The sequence below is a fragment of the Arenimonas sp. genome (assembly GCF_041919775.1).
In the GTDB taxonomy this organism is placed as follows: Bacteria; Pseudomonadota; Gammaproteobacteria; order Xanthomonadales; family Xanthomonadaceae; genus Arenimonas.
On record NZ_JAYRTE010000005.1, the window covers coordinates 1 to 18,097 of the forward strand.

Genomic DNA, 18,097 nt, shown 5'->3' on the forward strand with positions numbered 1-18,097 from the left:
GGGCGGGGTCCAGTGGACCCCGCCCGTTTCGTTTTCTTACTGCACCTGACCCCAGGCCCGGGACTCAGCCGTGCAGGTCGAAGCGGTCCGCCTCCATCACCTTGGTCCAGGCGGCAACGAAGTCGTCGACGAACTTCTGGCCGGCGTCGCTGGCGGCATAGACCTCGGCCAGCGCACGCAGCTGCGCGTTCGAGCCGAACACCAGGTCCGACACCGTGCCGGTCCACTTGAGCTCGCCGGTCTTGCGGTCGCGGCCCTCGAGGATGTCGCGGTTGCCTTCCGAACGCTTCCACTTGGTGCGCATGTCGAGCAGGTTGCGGAAGACTTCGTTGTTCAGGGTGCCCGGGCTCTTGGTGAACACGCCGTGGCTGGCGCCCTTGTAGTTGGCGCCCAGGGAACGCAGGCCGCCCACCAGCACCGTCATTTCCGGTGCGCTGAGCCGCAGCAGCGCGGCGCGGTCGACCAGCATCTCGGCCTCGGAGCCTTCGAAACCCTTGGCGACGTAGTTGCGGAAGCCATCTACCTTGGGCTCGAGCGGCGCGAACGAATCGGCATCGGTCATTTCGTCCGTGGCATCGGTGCGACCCGGGTGGAAGGGCACGGTGATGTCGAAGCCGCCCTTCTTCGCCGCCGCCTCGACGGCCGCATTGCCGGCCAGCACGATCAGGTCAGCCATCGAGATCTTCTTGCCGCCGCTGGCGGAGGCGTTGAAGTCCTTCTGGATGCCTTCAAGCGTGGACAGCACCTTGCCCAACTGCTCGGGCTGGTTCACTTCCCAGTCCTTCTGCGGCGCCAGGCGGATGCGGGCGCCGTTGGCACCGCCGCGCTTGTCGCTGCCGCGGAAGGTCGAGGCCGAGGACCAGGCGGTGTAGACCAGCTCCTGCGTCGCCAGGCCGGAATCGAGCACCTTCTTCTTCAGCGCGGCCACGTCCTTGTCGTCCACGAGCGGGTGGTCGACGTCGGGCACCGGGTCCTGCCAGATCAGCACTTCCTCGGGCACGTACTTGCCCAGGTAGCGGTTGCGCGGGCCCATGTCGCGGTGGGTCAGCTTGAACCAGGCGCGGGCGAACGCGTCGGCGAACTCGTCCGGGTTGTCCTTGAAGTGGCGCGAGACCTTCTCGTAGGCCGGATCCATGCGCATGGCCATGTCGGCCGTGCTCATCATCAGCTTTTCCTTGCGGCCCGGCTCGTGCGCGGCCGGCGCCATGTCTTCTTCCTTCAGACCGACGGCCTGCCACTGCTGCGCGCCGGCAGGGCTCTTGGTGAGTTCCCAGTCGTACTTGAACAACACGTCGAAGTAGCTCATGTCCCACTTCGTGGGCGTCGGCGTCCACGCGCCTTCCAGCCCGCTGGTGATTGTGTGGCCGGCCATGCCGGACTCGTAGCCGTTCACCCAGCCGAAGCCCTGGTTCTCGATGTCCGAGCCTTCCGGCTCGACCTGCACCAGCGAGGCATCGCCGGCGCCGTGCGCCTTGCCGAAGGTGTGGCCGCCGGCGGTCAGCGCGACGGTCTCGTAATCGTTCATCGCCATGCGCGCGAAGGTGTCGCGGATGTCGCGGGCCGACAGCAGCGGGTCCGGGTTGCCGTCCGGGCCTTCCGGGTTCACGTAGATCAGGCCCATCTGCACGGCGGCCAGCGGGTTGGCCAGGTCGCGTTCGCCGGAATAGCGGCTGTTTTCCTTGTCGCTGGTCGACAGCCACTCCTGCTCCGGACCCCAGAACACGTCGGCGTTGGGCTCCCAGATGTCGGTGCGGCCGCCGCCGAAGCCGAAGGTCTTGAAGCCCATCGACTCAAGCGCGACGTTGCCGGTCAGGATGAACAGGTCGGCCCAGGACAGCTGCTTGCCGTACTTCTGCTTGATCGGCCACAGCAGGCGGCGCGCCTTGTCGAGGTTGCCGTTGTCCGGCCAGCTGTTGAGCGGCGCAAAGCGCTGGTCGCCGGTGCCGCCGCCACCGCGGCCGTCGGAGATGCGGTAGGTGCCGGCCGCGTGCCAGGCCATGCGGATGAAGAAAGGACCGTAGTGGCCGTAGTCGGCCGGCCACCAGTCCTGCGAGTCGGTCATCAGGGCATGCAGGTCCTGGATGACGGCGTCGAGGTCGAGCTTCTTGAACTCTTCGCGGTAGTCGTAGTCCTCGCCCATCGGGTTGGCCCGGGGCGAATGGCCGTGGAGGATGCCAAGGTTGAGCTGGTTGGGCCACCAGTCCGCATTGGTCCAGGCGCCGGTGATGGCCTGGCTGCGGCTTCCGCCCGAGAAGGGGCATTTTGCTTCGTTGGACATGGCGTTCTCTCCTGGGGTCCGCGATGGGGTCCGACCACAGTGGCCCCGTTGGCCCGATAGGTGAAGTTCTTTTTTCCAATGGCTGCCATAGGAACTGGCTATCGTTTCGCCCAGAGCCGCCATTGCAGGGGCTTAACGGGTCCGCGTGATAGCCTCCGGGCTCGTTTTCATGCCCCCGGAGCCTCTTCATGCGAACCACGCGCACCCCCCTCGCCCTTGCCTTCGCCCTGTCGCTGGGCCTGGCCGCCTGCAGCCCCGCCTCCGAAGAGCCGGTGGCCGCGCCGGAAGCCGCCCCGGAAGCGACCGTAGCCGCCGACACCGAGCTTGCCGACCGCGATGCCCAGGTCGATCCGATGGACAAGGTGCTGGCCGGTGACTGGCGCGACCCATCCAACGCCTCGCGTGACGCATGGCGCCACCCGCGCGAAACCCTGGGCTTCTTCGGCGTCGGCCCCAGCCAGACGATCATCGAGATTTCCCCGGGCGGCGGCTGGTACACCGAGATCCTGGCCGCGCTGCCGGGCGAGAAGGGCCGCTACATCGGCGTGATCAACGACCCGTCGAAGTCGGGCAACGAGCGCGCCCAGAACTACTACACCGAAGCCAACACCAAGCTGCGCGACAAGCTGGCGGCCCGCGCCGACGTCTATGGCGCGGCGACGCTGGTCGAAATCGACCCGAAGGCGCCGGTGCTCGGCGAGCCGGGTTCGGCCGACGTGGTGCTGACCTTCCGCAACGTGCACAACTGGGTGATGGCCGGCAACGAGGCGGCGATGTTCCAGTCCTTCTACGACGTGCTCGCCCCGGGCGGCGTGCTGGGCGTGGTCGAGCACCGCGCCGCGGCCGGCAAGACCCTGGCCGAAGTGAAGACCTCCGGCTACCTGCCCGAGGACTACGTGATCGGCCTGGCCGAGGCGGCCGGTTTCGTGCTCGATGACAAGAGCGAAATCAACGCCAACCCGGCCGACACCAAGGACCACCCGAACGGCGTCTGGACCCTGCCCCCGGGCAACAACCACGACGAAGCCGACCGCGCCAAGTACGCCGCGATCGGCGAAAGCGACCGCATGACGCTGCGCTTCGTGAAGCCCGCCGCCGAGTAAGCTGGGGCCCGTGTAGGAGCGCCTTCAGGCGCGAAGTCTTTCTTTGCCAAGGGCAAAGTCAAAAGATTCGCACCTGAAGGTGCTCCTACAATCTTTCCGGCGCCTCGCCGGTTTGCAGGCGCCAGAGGGCGGCGTAGGCGCCGCCCTTTTCCAGCAACTGGTCGTGGCTGCCCGATTCGACGATGCGGCCGGCGTCCATCACGTGGATCACGTCGGCGTGGCGCACGGTGCTCAGGCGGTGCGCGACCACCAGGGTCGTGCGGCCTTTCGCGGCACGGGCCAGCGAACGCTGGATCGCGGCTTCGGTTTCGTTGTCCACGGCTGATGTCGCTTCGTCGAGCACCAGCACCTTCGGGTCGCGGTAGAGCGCGCGGGCCAGGGCGATGCGCTGGCGCTGGCCGCCGCTGAGGTTGCCGCCGCGTTCGCCCACTTCACTGTCGTAGCCCAGCGGCAGCGCGTCGATGAAGGCGTGCGCTTCGGCGGCGCGCGCCGCGGCCTCCACGCGGGCGCGGTCGGGCTGGCGTTCGCCGTAGGCGATGTTGTCGGCGACGGTGCCGTCGGTGAGGAAGGGTTCCTGCGCGACGTAGCCCACCGCGCGGCGCAGCGAAGCCGGCGCGATGTCCGCCAGGTCGGCGCCATCGAGCACCAGCCGCCCCTGCTTCGGATCCAGGAAACGCAGCAGCAGCTTGAGCAGCGTGGACTTGCCCGCGCCCGTGCCGCCGACCAGGGCGACCGTGGCGCCGGCGGGCACGTGCAGGTTGATGCCCTGCACCGCCATGCGCCCGTCGTAGTCGAGACCCACGTCCTCGAAGTGCAGCTCGCCGCGCGCGCCCGCCGGCACCGCGCCGGTACCGCGCACCGGCACCTGCATGTCCAGCAGGTCCATCACCCGGTTCACCGAGGCCATGGCGCGCTGGTACAGGTCGACCATGTCGGCCAGGCGGGTCAGCGGCCACAGCAGGCGCTGGGTCAGGTACACCAGCGCGGAATAACTGCCTACGCCCAGCTCGCCGCGCAGCGTCAGCACGCCGCCGTAAAGCAGCGTGGCCACGAAGCCGGCAAGGATCGCCATGCGGATGACCGGCGTGATCGCCGCCGAAAACCGGATCGCATCGGCGTTGCGCGCACGGAAGCCATCAGAGGCCTGGCGCAGGTGTTCGGCCTCGAAGTCCTCGGCCGTGTAGGCCTGGATGGTGGCCATGCCGGCCAGGTTGTTGTTCAGGCGCGCCGATACCGTGGCCGCGGCGTCGCGCGCGGCAGCGTAGCGCGGGGCCAGCCGCTTCTGGAACCAGAACGCGCCGATCAGGATCAGCGGGATCGGCAGCATCGCCAGCGCCGCCAGGCTCGCGGTCAGCACGAAGAACACCGCGCCGACCAGCAGCGACGACACCAACACCTGGATCAGGTCGTTGGCGCCGGTGTTGAGGAAGCGTTCGATCTGGTTGACGTCTTCGTTCATCAGCGCCATCAGCCGGCCGCTGCGCTCGCGTTCGATCACCGCCGGCGGCAGCCGCTGCAGGTGGCCGTAGGCCGCCTGGCGCAGCGCGTGCTGCAGCTCCTGCGCGAGGCCGCGCCACTTCACCGCCAGCAGGTATTCGAACACCGACTCGAGCACCCAGACCACGATCGACAGCGCGACCAGCAGGTAGAGCTGGTGCAACGGATCGGGCACGCCCAGGCCGGCCAGGAAGGAATCCTGCTGGTTCACCACGACGTCGACGGCCACGCCGATCAGCAGTTCGGGCAGCACGTCGAAGAACTTGTTGAGCACCGAATAGACGGTGGCTGCCACGGTGGTGCCGCGGTGCGGCCGGGCGAAGCCGGCAAGCCGGCGCAGCGGGTGTTCGCGGGTCATGGGGGTTCCCTGGACGGGGCCGGTGCTGGCCCCGGCAGCATTTTCCCATGCGGCGTAGAATGGACGGATGCTGATTGCCTTCAACAAGCCCTACGGCGTCCTGAGCCAGTTCACCGACAAGACCGAGCCGCCGCGGCCGACGCTGGCGGGCTTCGACCTGCCGCCCGGGGTTTACGCCGCCGGCCGGCTGGACCAGGACTCGGAGGGCCTGCTGTTGCTGTCCGACGACGGCCCGCTGATCGCCCGCATCAGTTCGCCCAAGTTCCACTGGCCCAAGACCTACCTGGCCCAGGTGGAAGGCGACGCCACGGAAGCCCAGCTCACCGCGCTGCGCCAGGGCGTCGAGCTCAAGGACGGCACCACGCGCCCGGCCAAGGCCCAGAAGCTGGTCGGCGCCCCCGACTGGCTGTGGCCGCGCGACCCGCCGGTGCGCCAGCGCAAGACGGTCGCCGACAGCTGGATCGAACTGACCATCACCGAAGGCCGCAACCGCCAGGTGCGGCGCATGACCGCCGCGGTCGGCCTGCCGACCCTGCGCCTGCTGCGCATCGCCGTCGGCCCGCACCGGCTCGAGGGCCTGCGCCCGGGCCTGTGGCGCGAAGAGCCCTTGTAGCCTCCGGAGCCCGGGAGTCAAATGGGGTCTGACCCCATTGACCGGCCGGAGGGTGCGTGGACTTCAAGGATCATTTTTCCGGGCACGCAGCGGACTATGCCGCGGCGCGTCCCACCTATCCGCACGCGCTTTACCAGTGGCTGGCTGACAACTGCCGGCACCACGACCTGGTCTGGGACGTCGGCTGCGGAAACGGCCAGGCCAGCCTCGCGCTGGCGCACTGGTTCAACCGCGTGCACGCCAGCGACGCCAGCGCGGAGCAGATCGCCAACGCACCCGAACACCAGCGCGTCACCTGGCGCGTCGAAACGGCCGAACACTGCACGCTGCGCACGGGCACCGTCGACCTGGTCACCGCCGCGCAGTGTTACCACTGGTTCGACCAGGAGCGGTTTTGCCACGAAGCCCTGCGCGTGCTCAAACCCGATGGCCTGTGCGCGGTCTGGTGTTATGGCAAGTCACGGGTGAGTCGCGACGTCGACGCCGTGTTCAACGAACTCTACGAGGACCGGCTGGGCGCCTACTGGCCGCACGAGCGCCGGCACGTCGAGGACGGCTACCGGCACCTGCCTTTCCACTTCGAGGCGCTCGGTGAGATCCCGCGCCTGGAGATGACCCAGTCCTGGACCCTGGCCCAGTACCTGGCCTACCTGCGCAGCTGGTCGGCCAGCCAGCGCTGCCTGGCCGAAACCGGACGCGACGCGGTCGCCGAACTGCAGCCGCGCTTCGCCGAGGCCTGGGGCGACCCGGAGCGGGAACGTGAGGTGGGCTGGCTGCTGTCGATCCGCGCCGGGCGTTCGCCGCCGGCGGATCTGTAACAGCGCGGGCTTCTTGGGCGGAGCGTTTCACCTGGGCAGGGACTTCCACCGTGGGAGGGACTTCAGTCCCTCCCACAAGGAAGTCCGTCCCACGAGGAACTGCCTCCCAAAGGGAAGCTCCTCCTGTAAGGAGGTTTAGCTGGCGGACTTCTTGGCCGGTGCCTTGCGGGCCGCCGTCTTGCGCGTGGAGGCCTTCTTGGCCGGCGCCTTCTTCGCGGCGGACTTGCGCGCAGTGGTCTTGCTCGCGGCCTTCTTCGCCGGGGCCTTCTTGGTCGCCGCCTTCTTGGCGGTGGCCTTCTTGGCCGTCACCTGGGTGGACTTCTTGGCGGTGCCACCGGCGGCCGTCGCCTTCTTGCGCTTGTTCACCGCGTACACCGCGGCGCCCACGGCAGCCAGGGCGGCAGCGCCCACGGCCGTACCGACAGGATGCTTGCGCACGGCCTTGATGGCCGCCGACGAGCCGCGCTTGACCGCAGCAACGCTGGCGCCGGCGCTGACGATGGCACCGGCCTTCTTGGCCAGGTCGGCCTGGTTCCACTTCTTCTTCGCCAGGGCTCCGGCGTCGCCGAGCTTGTGCCTGGCAACCGAACCGGCATCACCCAGCTTGGTCATGGCGTTCGAAACAATCGTGTTCTTCTTGCTCATGTCTTGTCTCCGGGATCGGGGTGTAGCGACGGAATTGCCCCCACAGCCTACCCTGAGAAACATGAACGCAGCGCAGCGGCCTGGCCGGACGCCTAGGTTCCGCGCGGCTTGGCGCGATGCGTCGCGGTGGCGGTCCAGGGGTCTTCGGGCCACGGATGGCGAGGGTAGCGACCCTTCATTTCCTTGCGCACTTCCGGGTAGGTGGACTGCCAGAAGTTGCGAAGGTCCTGGGTCACCTGCAGCGGTTTTCCGCCCGGCGAAAGCAGGTGCAGCAGCACCGGCACGCGGCCGTCGGCCACGCGCGGGGTGTCGGCCAGGCCGAACAGTTCCTGCAGTTTCACCGCCAGCACCGGCGGGCTTCCCAGTGCATAGCTGACCGGGCGCTCGAGGCCCGACGGGACGGTGATCCGACGCGGCGCCAGCGCGTCGATGCGCTGGCGCAGCGACCAGTCGAGGCCCGACTTGAGCGCCTCGCCGAGGGTCGCTTCATCGAGGGCGTCCAGCCGCGTCTTGCCGGCGAAGGCGGGCATGAGCCACTGCCCGCGGCTGGCCAGCAGTGCCTCGTCGGACAGGTCGGGGAAGCCCTGGTCCGGCAGCCATTCGCGCAGGCAGCGCACGCGTTCGCGCCACTGCTGAAGGGCCTCGGTCCAGGGCAGGGCGTCGAGGCCGAGTTCGCCGACGGCGTCGGTCAGCGCCTGCGCCGCCAGCGCCGGGTCGGGGCGTCCGGCCGGACGGGATGCCAGCGTGATGCGGTCGAAGCGGCGCTCGCGGCGGCTGACCAGCGCACGGGCATCGGCGTCCCAGCGCACGACGTCGCCTTCGAAAAACCGGTCCGGAAAATCGCGCTGCAGGCGCGCTTCGTCCACCGGCGCGGCGCGCAGCACCAGCGAGTCCCGCGCCTCGAAGCGCAGTTCGCTGGCGACCAGCCAGGGTTCGCCGAACACCGCGCTGTCATCGAACAGGCGCGCCATGCGGCCATTGGCGAGCTGGTAGCGGCGGGGGTCGGCGGGATGCTGGCGGGCGACGCGGTCGGGGAAAGCGTGTGCGAGCAGGTCACCAAGGCAATGCGCCGGCACCTCTGCGGGTGGCGGCGTGTCGCAGCGCAGGCGACGGCGCCACTGGCGGGCGGCGGCGTCGATCGCCGCCAGCGCGCCCCGGTTCGCCTGCCCCGGCGCCCGCCCCGCGCGGAACGCGGCCAGCGCCTGCCAGCGTGCGGCCAGCGCGTCGCTGCGTTCGCGCAGGGGATCGCGGGCCTCGACCAGGGCGGCAAGGTCGCAGGCCAGCGCCGTTTCTTCGGCCGCGGTGGGCGCCATCAGCATCGCCGCCAGGCGCGGATGGGTGCCCAGCGCCAGCATCCGGCGACCAAAGGCGGTAAGCCGGGCGTCGGTGTCCAGGGCACCGAGTCGCTGCAGCAGTTCGCGCGCCGCCGCGAGTGCGCCGGCGGGCGGTGGGTCGGGGAAACGCAGGTCGTTGCTGCCCCAAGCGGCGAGCTCCAGCGCCAGGCCGGCCAGTTCGACCTGGGCGATTTCGGGCGTGCGCATCGGTTCCAGTCGCTGCGACTGCGGCCACAGGCGATACGCCCAGCCTTCGGCGACACGACCGGCGCGACCGGCGCGCTGGTCGGCCGAGGCCTGCGAGATCGCGACGGTTTCAAGCCGCGAAAAGCCGGAATTGGGGTCGTAGCGCGGCTCGCGCGCCTGGCCCAGGTCGATCACCACGCGCACGCCTGGCAGGGTGACCGAACTTTCGGCGACGTTGGTGGCGAGGATGATGCGGCGGCGACCCTGGGGATCGGGATTCAGGGCGGCGGTTTGTTGCTCGACGGGGAGATCGCCGTGCAGGGCGAGTACCTGGAGCTCGCCGGCGGCCGTCCCTGCGGCATGGGCGTCGGGCAGCGTGGAGACCGCCGCCTGCGCCAGGCCGATTTCCCGCTGCCCCGGCAGGAAGACCAGCACGTCGCCCAGATGGTTCTCCAGCGCCGCGGCCGCGCAGCGGCGCAGTTGAGAGGTCCAGCCCTCGTCGCGCCGCGCCGGGAAGTGCGACACCGTCACCGGAAAGCTGCGGCCAGCGCTGGTCAGGCGCGGTGCGTCGAGGAAACGCGCCAACGCCTCGCCGTCGAGCGTGGCCGACATGACGACGATGCGCAGGTCGTCACGAAGCTGGGACTGCACGTCCAGGGCCAGCGCCAGGCCCAGGTCGCCGGCGAGGTGGCGTTCGTGGAATTCGTCGAACACGATCGCGGCCACGCCTTCGAGCGTGGGATCGTCCTGGATCATCCGGGTCAGGATGCCCTCGGTGACGACTTCGACGCGGGTGCGCGCCGACACCTTCGATTCGAAGCGGATGCGGTAACCGACCGTCTCCCCCGGCGCCTCGCCCAGCTGGCTTGCCATGAAACCGGCGGCGGCGCGCGCCGCGACCCGGCGCGGTTCCAGCATCAGGATCCGGCCATCGCCCCGCCAGGGCGCATCGAGCAGCGCAAGCGGAACCTGCGTGGTCTTGCCGGCGCCGGGCGGGGCCTCCAGCACCAGGCGCGGATGCCCGGCGAGGCTGCGCAAGAGCCCCGGCAACAGTTCGGCAATCGGAAAGTCAGTCCCGCCCACGGCGCGCAGTGTAGCCGCCCCACCCCAATGGGGTCAGAGAACATTTATGTTTCAATGGCGCGCTTCAAGCAAATATGTTCTCTGACCCCATTTATGGATTTGATTGATATTGGCGCCAACCTGGGCCATGAGAGTTTCGACCACGACCTCGACGCCGTGCTGGCGCGTGCCCGCACCGCCGGCGTGGGCCGGATGGTGGTCACCGGCGCCAGCCGCGCCGGGTCGGTGCGGGCGCTCGAACTCGCGCGTGCGCATCCCGGCCTGCTGTGGGCAACCGCCGGCGTGCATCCGCACCACGCGGTCGAGTGCACGGCCGAGGCGATCGCGGAGCTGCGCGCCCTGCAGGCCGAGCCGGAAGTCGTGGCGGCCGGCGAATGCGGCCTGGACTACCACCGCGACTTCTCGCCGCGGCCGGCGCAGCGACTGGCCTTCGAACGTCAGCTGGAACTCGCCGCGGAAACAAGGCTGCCGCTGTTCCTGCACCAGCGCGACGCCCATGGCGACTTCATGGCGATCATGAAGGCGTTCGAAGGCAAGCTCGGACCGGTGGTCGTGCACTGTTTCACCGGCACCCGTGAAGAGTGTTTCGACTACCTCGACCAGGACTGGCACATCGGCATCACCGGCTGGCTCTGCGACGAACGCCGCGGCAAGCACCTGCGCGAGTTCGTGAAGGACATCCCCGCGCACCGCCTGATGGTGGAAACCGACGCGCCCTACCTGCTGCCGCGCACCGTGCGGCCGATGCCCAGCCATCGTCGCAACGAACCGATGTACCTGGCGCACATCGTCGAAGAGCTGGCCCGTGACCGGGGCGAAACCATGCAAACCACCGCCGCCGCGACGGTGGCGACGACCGAGGCGTTCTTCGGACTGGCGCCTTGAACGGCCTGCTCGCTGCCTTCGGGCTTATCCTCGTCGGCAGCGTGGCAGCGATCCTGTCGCCACTGGCAGTGCGCTGGCGGGGAAAAGCTGGCGCCGACGGGCTTCTTATCCGCGAGGAACACCACCGGAAAAAGCGGATCGGCCTTGAAATCGGCATCCCGACCCGCGCCTGGCTGGATTTCGAGTGCCGGGTCGAAACGAGGATGGACCGCTTCTTCAAGCGCCTCGGCTGGACGCGCGAGATCCAGGTCGGCCGCAACCCTTTCGACAAGACCGTCTACCTGACGGCCGACGACCCGCGCATTGAAGCCCTGATGCGGGAGAACGAAGAAGCCTGCGCCTTGCTGCAGCGGCTGGTCGCCAGCCTTCCGCCCGAGGGTGCAGGGCTGCGCCAGATCGTTTGCCGGGATGGCGTGCTGCGAATTTCGCTCACCACGCCCGACGCCGCCGACGGGGAAAAAATCAGGCAATGGGCCTTGCCCCGGCTGCGCGCCCTCCAGGCGGCCCTTCCGCCGCCCGGCGGTTTGTCCGTGGCGCGGCGCGGCCGCGGTGGTCGCCGTGCTGCTGGCGCTGGCCTTCTGGCTGGTCGGGCGCAGCTCCCGGTTCCACCACGTCTTGCTGAAGGTGTTGCTGCTCGGAAGCCTGGGCGCGTTCTCCAGCGCCTACATGGGCCTGTCGGACCTCAACCGCGCGACCGACAGCTCTCCGGTCGAACGCCGCCATGCAGTGCTCTTGCCGGGCGAGTCCCTGCGCCTCTCCCGTCGCTCTAAGGTGCCGCGGGCCGATGTGTATTCGGCTGGCCTCCCCGCGGGTCTGCTGGTGCGCATGCCGCGTGGATACGCGAGCCAGCCGGGGATGCCGATGGTCGCCATGGTGCTGGTGCGACGCGGTGGTCTGGGCCTGACCTGGCTGGAGGGCGTGGACGCCCTGACGGAAGAGGAATGGCAGTACTGGCAGGAACTGCTGGATCAACGCACTGCGCGATGAAGGCCGGGACGGGCCTTTTGAAACCTCCGCGGCAGCGACGAGCGCCACCGCCGCGGCATTCTCCGGGTTGCCGGATGCCGCCCGGGCCAGGTTCAGGGCGCCGGCGCCACACCCACCGGGAAACAGCGGTCCGGCGCCATCGTGCGCCGGGCGATCCGGGCGTAGATGCGTTCGCCGAGGTTCGCCGTGTTCTTCAGCTCCACCTTGTCCACCTTCGGCTTGCGGTCCAGGCAAACCCAGGGCTGGGGGCTGAGGCCGTAGGACTGCACCGTGCCCGTGACCCAGGCGTGGCCCGACGCATCGCGGCGGATCTTGCGCTCCAGGTCCACCAGCACCTTCGCGCGCAGCTTGCAGCCCTTGAACGTGACGTCCTCGACGCCCAGCAGGTTGAGCGTCTTGCGTCGCGAGATCTCGATCTCGTCGCCGGCGATGTCGCTGTCGATGGCGGCGATCACTTCGGCACGCATCGCGTTGCCGATGGCTTCGACGACACGGCAATCGATGGTCTGGGCGCGGGCTCCCGACGCCGCGGCCAGAACACAGGCACCAGCGAGGGAGAACAGGGGAAGAAGTTTCTTCATGGGGGATCTCCGGGGGGTGGAAGGAAAAGCCGCCGGTTCAGTCGTCGACCGGCAGCCCGTGTCGGCGACCGAAGTCGAGCGCCTGGTCGCGGAACCCGTCTTCGAGCGCCTTCATCCGCGCCCGTTCACGCTCGCGGCATTCGCGCCCCGGCCGGCCTTTCGGGCAGGCGTCGAGCGCCTGCCGGATCGCGATGGCCTGGGCCTGCAGGTCGAAACCCTGCTGCCCGAGCGCCGTCGCCTCCTCGAGCCCGCGCGCGGTGAAGGCGGTGACGAAGCGATAGGGCGTGGTGTCGGCCTCGATGCGGGCCGCATCGAGTTCGATCAGGTCCATCACCAGGTCGCCGCCGTCGCTGTCGGCGCCTTCGGCGAGCATGCGCTTCACCAGGCGGTTGGCGCGCACGCGGTAATCCTTCATCAGGCCGACACCCAGGCCCAGGTAAGGCATCTGCGTGGCGACCGGGTGCGCGTTGCGGCTGACCCAGAACTGCAGGTGGCCGGTCTCACCGCGACCGCGCAGGCCCTGCACCGCGCCGCCCGGGCCTTCGCCCAGGGTTTGCGGCGTGCGCGGCACCGAGCGCAGGAATTCGCGATGCAGCGCCGAGTTGCGCAGCCAGGCGAACCCGGCGCCCAGCTCTTCGCCCAGCTGCAGGCAGGCCGGGCCGATGTCCACCTGCTTGCCGCACACCAGGGTGTCGCCGTCGGCCTGGCGCAGCAGGAAATGGAACTCTCCCTGGTTGAACTGGTTGCTCGGCAGCCAGCTGCCCAGTCCCCAGTGCGGGAAGTACATGCTGTTGTCGGCGGAATTGACGAAGTAGGTGATCTCGCCCAGGCCCTCGGCCGAGTCGATGAGCTGGCGCAGGCGCAGGTCGAAGCGGTGTACGCCCAGCTCACTCTCGGGATTGCGTGGAAATCCGCTGTCGGCGACGAAGGCCGCCTCGGCCCGCGCGCGCAGCATCGCCAGTTGCTTCACCGCATTGAGGTCGGTGATTTCCTCGCCGTGCGCGATCCAGGCTTCGTCGGTGCCCGACTCCACGACCTCGATCGGCGGCAGTTCGAAGGGATTGTGGATTTCCTCGATCACCTCTCCCACCAGGTCGCGCGCTTCGGCCGAGCCCGATTCGACGATCGGCAGTGCCGGCGCGAACGGGTCGCTGGCCGAGGCCGGCGCGGGCATCGTGATTTCGCCGGCCTCGCGGGCCGATTCGCTGCCCGAGTCGACGACATCCGGCGACGGCGGGTCGAACGGGTTGGGCAGCCGGCCGGTGGCCGCGAGTGCCGCGCCGGCGATGAGCACCGCGGCCCCGGTTCCGATCCAGGCGGCCCGCCGGCTCATGGCTTCACCAGCTCGACGCGGCGGTTCAACGCACGACCGGCTTCGCTGCTGTTCGGTGCCACCGGTTCCGACTCGCCGGCGCCGCGCGAACGCAGGCGCCGGTCGGGCACGCGATGTTCGATCACCAGGACCGAACGCACGGCCAACGCGCGATCTTCGCTCAGGCGCAGGTTTGCGCCGGCGTCGCCGACGTCATCGGTGTGGCCGACGATCTCGAGCTCCAGCGAAGGATCGGCGCGCATCAGTTCGGCCACCTGCGCCAGCGCATCGGACGACTCCGGCCGCAGCGTGGCCTTGCCTGTGTCGAAGTATATGCCGTCGAGCCGCACCTTGCCGGCCGCGGCGAGTTCGGCCGCGAGCTCCGCCGCATCGACGCCGGCCTGGCCGGTCTGCATGGCCTCACCTTCGACCACATACACCCAGCTGCGCTGCTTGTTGACCATCACCGCCGCGGCGATCGCGCGACCGCCCACCTCGCCTTCGGCGGCGAGGTAGCGGAAGTCGCCGCCGACGCCGATGTTCATGTCGGCCACGCGCATCCAGTTGGCCTCGCGCGTGCCGGTGCCGCCGCATTCGGCGCGCCCGGCGCAGCGGTGCACGATGCGCAGGCCCTGGCCGGTGAGCGCCTGCTCGTAGTTGCGCGCGATCTCCAGCGTCGAGCGGCCTCCGGGGTTGTCGTAGACCTCCTTGCTCACGCGCCCTTCCAGCCGGCGGCTGCGCAGGTCGCCATTGTCCTCCCGGCCGGTGACGAAGTTGTACTCGTCGAAGGCCTGGACCTCGCTGTCGCGCAGGCTCGAGCCGGCATAGGGCACGACCCGGAATGCCGCGGTCGACGCTTGTTGCCCCGTCGCAGGGACCGGCGCGGAAGTGGCCCGGCCCCGTGCATCGACGTATTCGACCTGCTCGCCGCGGCGCCGGGCTTCGCTGGCGCAGCGTTCATCGCCTAGGGCGCAGCGCGTCGCGCGCCGGACCTCGCGATCAACTGCGCGCTCGACTTCGCCCTGCACCGCCCGTTCGGCCGTGCGCCGGAGTGACTTGCCGAAGTCCTGGCCCAGGCCGGGCAGCGGCATGGCCATCAGGGCAGCCAGGACAAGAACGGGAAACACGCGCATGGAACACTCCTGCGAATTCTGGGGTGACTCCGTGCAATACGCCGACCGGCGCCAGGTCGTGCCACGAGATGGTGTTCACAGGGCGCCGGGGCAGGACAGCGCGGCCCCGGGCCTGGCCAGGCAGTCCTGCACGAGCTCGCGGTTCTTCCATGGGCCGGGCATGGCCTCGACCGCCGCCAGCACCGCCGGCCGCAGCTCGGCCGCGGCCGCCGGGTCGGTGGCGTCGAGCAGTGCCAGGCGAAGGCGCCAGTTGCGCAACCAGATCGGCGCAATGGGCTCGGGCGCATCACCCGGCGGCGCCGGCAGCAGCTGCGCAGCCAGGCCTGGCTTGCCTTCCAGCAGGGCCAGCTCCGCGTCCGCCATCTCCAGCAGGGATTCGTTTCCCGCTGCATCGCGGCAGGCCGCACGGGCGGCGCGGGCGCCGTCCGGATCGCCCGCTACGAGGTGCGCGCGCATGGCATAGGCGCAGCCGGTGGCCCGCCAGCGGCTTTCGGGCCCCTCTCCCAGGGCGACGCGCATGGTCTCGGCCGCCGCGACGTCGGCCAGCGCGCCGGGGACATCGCCCGCCAGGCCGCGAAGCTCGGCCCGGTGCAGCAAGCAGCTCAGCGCGTGCGCGTGCACCCGCTTTAGGGCCGCATCGATCGTTATGGTTCGGTCGAGCAGCTCCATCGCTTCCTCGCGCCGACCGCGGTCCAGCGCCAGGCCGGCAGCGTTGCAGTAAGCGATGGCGGCGATGACGTGGGGTTCGGTGTAGTTCTCGTCGGCCACCTTCACCGCGGCGTCGGCTAGTTCCTGCGCCCGCGGGTAGTCAGGCCAACGCCTGAGGGTCGGCACCGCATCGGCGTAGGTGAAGGCCAGCCAGCCGGGGTTATTGGCGTACACCCGGGCGGCCACGTCCAGCCGTTCCTCGAACAGTTCGCGGTCGTCCGGCTTGCGCAGAAGGGCGTTCACCGTGGAGAGCAACTCCAGGTATCTGAGATGCGTCTGGCTGCCGCGCAGGTCGTCCTCGCGGAAGCGCTCCCGCAGCGGTTCCATACGCGCCAGCGCCTGCTCGTTATCGCCCGCAGCGGATTCGGTCGTGGCGAGCTCCAGCGTCAGCAGGATCAGTTCATGTTCGTCGGCGCCGTGCCTGCGCGCCATGGCCAGGGCGTCGGTGGCCAGATCGACCGCACGCCGGTTCTTGCCGACCGGCCGCAGCGCCTCGCTGTAATCGGCCATCAGCGTCCAGTGCAGGCGCGGATCGATGCCGGGCGTTCTTTCGGCCAGCGCCAGCCCTCGCTCGAACAGTTCCGCGGCGACATCGTATTCGCCACGCGTGGTCCGGGCGCCGGCGATCAGGCGCAGCAGGTCGGTGGCCACCTCGGGCTGCCCGGCTTCCAGGGCGGCGTCGACCCGCGCTTCGCCCGCGTCCAGCAGGTCGGCGGCGGTCGCTTCGCGCCCCAGGCTCGGGTTCGAGGCCGCCAGCATCTCCGCCACGTAGTCGCGAACGGCTTCGGCGCGCGCCCTGGCCGTTTCGGCCTCGGCCTGGGCTTCGCGGGCGGCGTTCGCCTGGGTCCGCGCTTCGCCCGCCTGCCAGAGGCTGGTACCGACACCCACCGCGATGCTGGCCACCAGCGCGGCGGCCAGCGCGGCCGGCAGCGGATGCCGGCGGATCCAGCGTCGCAGGCGGTATCCCGAGCCGCCGCGACGGGCCTTCACCGGCTTGCCGTCGAGCCAGGCGCGAAGGTCGGCGGCGAGTTCGGCGGCGCCGGCGTAGCGCTGGCCGGGCTCGCGCGCCAGCGCCTGGCGCAGCACCGCCTGCAGGTCCGCGGGCAGGCGGCAGTCGCCGGGCAGCACCGCGGTGTCCGCGCTGTCGGGCAGCACCGGCGGCGCGCGCAGCAGCAGCGTATGCAGCAGGGCGCCCAGGCCGTACACGTCGGTGGCCGTCGACACCGGACCACCGCGTCGCTGTTCGGGCGCGGCATAACGCGGCGTCAGCGGGTAGCTGCCGCCGCTGGTCAGTTCCGAAACACCTTCCTCGAGCACGCGCGAGATGCCGAAGTCGAGCAGCACCACGCGGCCCTCGGCGTCGACCATGACGTTGCCGGGCTTGATGTCCCGGTGCACCACCAGGTGCCGGTGTGCGTGTGCCACCGCGTCCGCGACGGCGGCGACGCGACCGACAATGTCGCGCGTGTCCGGCCGGGTCCGTGCGCTCCAGGCGTCGATCGCCTCGCCGTCGACCAGCGCCATCGCGAACCAGGGCCGACCGTCCGGCGCCACGCCGGCATCAAACAGCGGCGCGATGCCCGGATGCCGAAGCCGGGCCAGGATCTGGATCTCCCGCGCGAACCTGGCGCGTGCCTCGTCACTCGGCGTCGGCAGCGCCAGCAGCTTGACCGCGGCGACCTGGTCTTCCGGCGCCACGCTCGAACGGGCGCGATAGACGACCGACATGCCGCCGCGACCCAGCACCGCGCCAATGCGCCAGCGGCCGAGCTGTTCCGGGGTATGCGCGTCCGGAAGGCGCTGGTCGAGCGGACCGGTGCCGGCTTCGGCCTTCTGCATGCGCCGGACGCGGTCCCGAACCGCCGGCGACGCGGCTTCCAGCGCAGCAGCCGCCTGGTCGTCGTCCAGGTCGCGCAGGCGTTCGAACAGCGCGATGGCGTCCTGCCAGAGTTTCGAATCGGTATCGTCGCCGGCGCCGGCCATGGGCTCATTCCATCATTGCGTGCAGGGCCGCACGGGCGCTGGCCCAGTCTCGTTTCAAGGAACGTTCGGAGCGGCCCAGGAGTGCCACGAGTTCGGGGAACTCCAGGCCGGCGAAAAAGCGCAGCTCGACCAGGCGGGCTTTTTCGGGGCTGGCGCGGGCCAGGCGTTCAAGCGCCTGGTCCAGTTCGATCACGCGCTGCGGCGAGAGTTCGTCGACCTGGTCTTCGTCCATTTCGACGCGCACCAGGCCGCCACCGCGGCGGTCGGCCAGCCGTCGGCGGGCGTGGTCGACGATGATCCAGCGCATGGCCTGGGCGGCCGCCGCGAAAAAGTGCTGCCGGCTTTCCAGCGGCAGGGCGCCGCCGGCGAACAGGCGCAGGTAAGTTTCGTGTACGAGGACGGTGGGCGACAGCGTGGCGTCGCCGCCCTGGCCCAGCCGCGCGGCGGCCAGTCGCTTGAGTTCCGCGTACAGGCTTTCGAAAGCGCGGGCCAGCGCCCGGGGATCGCCTTCGCGCGCCGACGCCAACCATGCCGTGATATCGCCAGTCATCCGTCGGGGGCCGGAAGGGAAACCGGCCCGACGTTAACCCGCA

Annotated in this window: 15 protein-coding genes; 6 read left to right on the forward strand and 9 right to left on the reverse strand. The window is 69.9% G+C overall.

What is annotated here, in order from left to right; all coding sequences use genetic code 11:
- Positions 1 to 64: 64 nt before the first annotated feature.
- On the reverse strand, positions 65 to 2,278 hold the full coding sequence (gene katG / locus ACE3TE_RS04605; protein ID WP_374602621.1) for a catalase/peroxidase HPI: 2,214 nt from the start codon (positions 2,276 to 2,278) through the stop codon (positions 65 to 67).
- A gap of 188 nt (positions 2,279 to 2,466) precedes the next feature.
- Here katG and ACE3TE_RS04610 point away from each other — a divergent pair, with 188 nt between their 5' ends.
- Positions 2,467 to 3,381, forward strand: a complete 915-nt coding sequence (locus ACE3TE_RS04610) for a class I SAM-dependent methyltransferase (protein ID WP_374602623.1) — start codon at positions 2,467 to 2,469, stop codon at positions 3,379 to 3,381.
- 85 nt (positions 3,382 to 3,466) lie between these two features.
- On the opposite strand, the gene ACE3TE_RS04615 is transcribed toward ACE3TE_RS04610, so the two are convergent.
- Complete coding sequence (locus ACE3TE_RS04615; RefSeq protein ID WP_374602625.1) at positions 3,467 to 5,236, reverse strand: ABC transporter ATP-binding protein; 1,770 nt, start codon at positions 5,234 to 5,236, stop codon at positions 3,467 to 3,469.
- A 67-nt stretch (positions 5,237 to 5,303) separates the two neighbouring features.
- Here ACE3TE_RS04615 and ACE3TE_RS04620 point away from each other — a divergent pair, with 67 nt between their 5' ends.
- Both ACE3TE_RS04620 and ACE3TE_RS04625 read left to right on the forward strand, forming a co-directional pair.
- The gene (locus tag ACE3TE_RS04620; protein ID WP_374602627.1) at positions 5,304 to 5,849 is read left to right on the forward strand and encodes a pseudouridine synthase; all 546 of its coding nucleotides are present in this window, start codon (positions 5,304 to 5,306) and stop codon (positions 5,847 to 5,849) included.
- Between the two features lie 56 nt (positions 5,850 to 5,905).
- Entirely contained in the window at positions 5,906 to 6,667 is a 762-nt protein-coding gene (locus ACE3TE_RS04625) for a class I SAM-dependent methyltransferase (RefSeq protein ID WP_374602629.1), read from the forward strand.
- 135 nt (positions 6,668 to 6,802) lie between these two features.
- Here ACE3TE_RS04625 and ACE3TE_RS04630 read toward each other — a convergent pair whose 3' ends face one another.
- Entirely contained in the window at positions 6,803 to 7,312 is a 510-nt protein-coding gene (locus ACE3TE_RS04630; RefSeq protein ID WP_374602631.1) for a hypothetical protein, read from the reverse strand.
- Between the two features lie 92 nt (positions 7,313 to 7,404).
- Positions 7,405 to 9,915, reverse strand: a complete 2,511-nt coding sequence (gene hrpB / locus ACE3TE_RS04635) for an ATP-dependent helicase HrpB (RefSeq protein WP_374602633.1) — start codon at positions 9,913 to 9,915, stop codon at positions 7,405 to 7,407.
- A gap of 93 nt (positions 9,916 to 10,008) precedes the next feature.
- On the opposite strand from hrpB, the gene ACE3TE_RS04640 reads away from it, so the two are divergent.
- Genes ACE3TE_RS04640 through ACE3TE_RS04650 form a run of 3 tightly spaced genes read left to right on the forward strand, consistent with a single transcriptional unit; the run spans position 10,009 to position 11,787 of the window.
- The gene (locus ACE3TE_RS04640; RefSeq protein WP_374602634.1) at positions 10,009 to 10,800 is read left to right on the forward strand and encodes a TatD family hydrolase; all 792 of its coding nucleotides are present in this window, start codon (positions 10,009 to 10,011) and stop codon (positions 10,798 to 10,800) included.
- A complete protein-coding gene (locus ACE3TE_RS04645; protein WP_374602636.1) occupies positions 10,797 to 11,570 on the forward strand; it encodes a hypothetical protein in 774 nt (257 codons plus the stop codon). The genes ACE3TE_RS04640 and ACE3TE_RS04645 overlap by 4 nt, the downstream gene beginning before the upstream one ends.
- Before the next feature lie 55 nt (positions 11,571 to 11,625).
- On the forward strand, positions 11,626 to 11,787 hold the full coding sequence (locus ACE3TE_RS04650) for a hypothetical protein (RefSeq protein WP_374602638.1): 162 nt from the start codon (positions 11,626 to 11,628) through the stop codon (positions 11,785 to 11,787).
- A gap of 92 nt (positions 11,788 to 11,879) precedes the next feature.
- On the opposite strand, the gene ACE3TE_RS04655 is transcribed toward ACE3TE_RS04650, so the two are convergent.
- The 5 genes from ACE3TE_RS04655 to ACE3TE_RS04675 all read right to left on the reverse strand — a co-directional run bounded on the left by ACE3TE_RS04655 (position 11,880) and on the right by ACE3TE_RS04675 (position 18,054).
- Positions 11,880 to 12,368, reverse strand: a complete 489-nt coding sequence (locus ACE3TE_RS04655; protein ID WP_374602639.1) for a hypothetical protein — start codon at positions 12,366 to 12,368, stop codon at positions 11,880 to 11,882.
- Between the two features lie 37 nt (positions 12,369 to 12,405).
- A complete protein-coding gene (locus tag ACE3TE_RS04660; RefSeq protein ID WP_374602641.1) occupies positions 12,406 to 13,701 on the reverse strand; it encodes a hypothetical protein in 1,296 nt (431 codons plus the stop codon).
- A complete protein-coding gene (locus ACE3TE_RS04665; RefSeq protein ID WP_374602643.1) occupies positions 13,698 to 14,813 on the reverse strand; it encodes an OmpA family protein in 1,116 nt (371 codons plus the stop codon). Before ACE3TE_RS04665 ends, ACE3TE_RS04660 begins: the two co-directional genes overlap by 4 nt.
- 75 nt (positions 14,814 to 14,888) lie before the next feature.
- Entirely contained in the window at positions 14,889 to 17,504 is a 2,616-nt protein-coding gene (locus ACE3TE_RS04670) for a protein kinase (protein WP_374602644.1), read from the reverse strand.
- A 4-nt stretch (positions 17,505 to 17,508) separates the two neighbouring features.
- A complete protein-coding gene (locus ACE3TE_RS04675) occupies positions 17,509 to 18,054 on the reverse strand; it encodes an ECF-type sigma factor (protein ID WP_374602646.1) in 546 nt (181 codons plus the stop codon).
- Between the last annotated feature and the right edge of the window lie 43 nt (positions 18,055 to 18,097).